The sequence below is a fragment of the Caballeronia sp. LZ029 genome (assembly GCF_031451275.1).
Classification (GTDB): Bacteria; Pseudomonadota; Gammaproteobacteria; order Burkholderiales; family Burkholderiaceae; genus Caballeronia; species Caballeronia jiangsuensis.
Map to the genome: position 1 here is coordinate 1 of NZ_JARUXO010000134.1, position 1,452 is coordinate 1,452.

General features: G+C 59.8%; 1 protein-coding gene. It reads left to right on the forward strand.

Annotation, left to right across the window (positions count from 1 at the left end):
* Window positions 1-68 precede the first annotated feature (68 nt).
* Complete coding sequence (locus QCE73_RS39320) at window positions 69-1,421, forward strand: IS30 family transposase (RefSeq protein WP_309886209.1); 1,353 nt, start codon at window positions 69-71, stop codon at window positions 1,419-1,421.
* The last annotated feature ends 31 nt before the right edge of the window (window positions 1,422-1,452 follow it).

Here is a 1,452-nt window from a genome sequence, read left to right on the forward strand (position 1 = left end):
GGCGGATTCAACCGGTCGTCGCAACACCTTTGATCGAGGAGGTGTTTATGGGACGACCAGCGGGCTGGATGCGTAAGTTGACAGGGCGAGGAGCGATGCGCTCGCCAGGTGCGCCGTCGCATCGACGTGAGATCGAGCGGCGATTCTGGGAGCAAATCGCAACAGGTATTACAAGCGAGAAGGCTGCAGAGGCGGTTGGCGTGTCGCAGGCAGTAGGCACTCGCTGGTTCCGTCATAATGGCGGCATGCCACTTTCCATGTTGAGCCCGATATCCGGGAGGTACCTGTCGTTCGCGGAGCGAGAAGAGATTGGACTACTTTCGCATCAAGGCGTCGGGGTGCGCGATATTGCTCGTCGTATCGGACGTAGCCCATCAACGGTCTCCCGGGAATTGACACGTAACGCTGCAACGCGTGGCGGGCAGCTTGAGTATCGGGCTTCGGTTGCGCAGTGGAAGGCGGAGCTGGTTGCCAAACGACCTAAACCTTCGAAACTGGTGACTAACCCACGGCTGCGCCACTACGTGCAAGACCGTCTGGAGGGCAAGGTTCGCGACGCTGATGGCCGTGAGATTTCTGGGCCCCGGCAAGCACCATTCAAAGGGAGAAACAAACCGCATCGCGGTGACCGTAAATGGGTCAATGGCTGGTCGCCCGAACAGATTTCCAACCGGCTGCAGACCGACTTCACGGATGACGAATCCATGCGCATCTCTCACGAAGCCATTTACCAGGCTCTCTATATTCAGGGCCGAGGTGCTCTCAAGCGCGAGCTGGTCAGCTGTCTGCGCACTGGGCGGGCGTTGCGCGTGCCGAGGGCCCGGGCACAGGCCAAGGCCTGGGCGCACGTTAGCGAGGACGTGATGATCTCCAGCCGGCCTGCAGAAGTGCAGGATCGTGCTGTGCCAGGGCATTGGGAAGGTGACCTGATCATCGGCCTGAACCGGTCCGCAATCGGAACGCTGGTTGAGCGGACAAGCCGGTTCACCATGCTCGTCCATCTACCTCGCGAGGAGGGCTACGGGCTGATGCCCAGAACGAAGAATGGTCCCGCGCTGGCTGGCTACGGAGCTGTCACGATGGCCAATGCGCTCAAGAAGACCGTGACTGACATGCCTGCCCAGTTGTGGCGGTCATTGACTTGGGATCGTGGCAAAGAACTATCCGATCACGCCCGCTTTACGGTCGAGTCCGGGGTAAAGGTATTCTTCGCCGACCCGCACAGTCCATGGCAGCGCGGCACGAACGAGAACACGAACGGCCTTCTGCGGCAATACTTTCCAAAGGGCACAGACCTGTCTCGGTGGAGCGCTCGAGAGATCCAGGCCGTCGCCAATGCACTGAATTCCAGACCCCGGAAAACGCTTGGTTGGAAGACACCGGCCGAAGCCCTGGACGAATACCTGAGGTCTGTTCAATAATCGAGTGTTGCGACGACCGGTTGAATCCGCC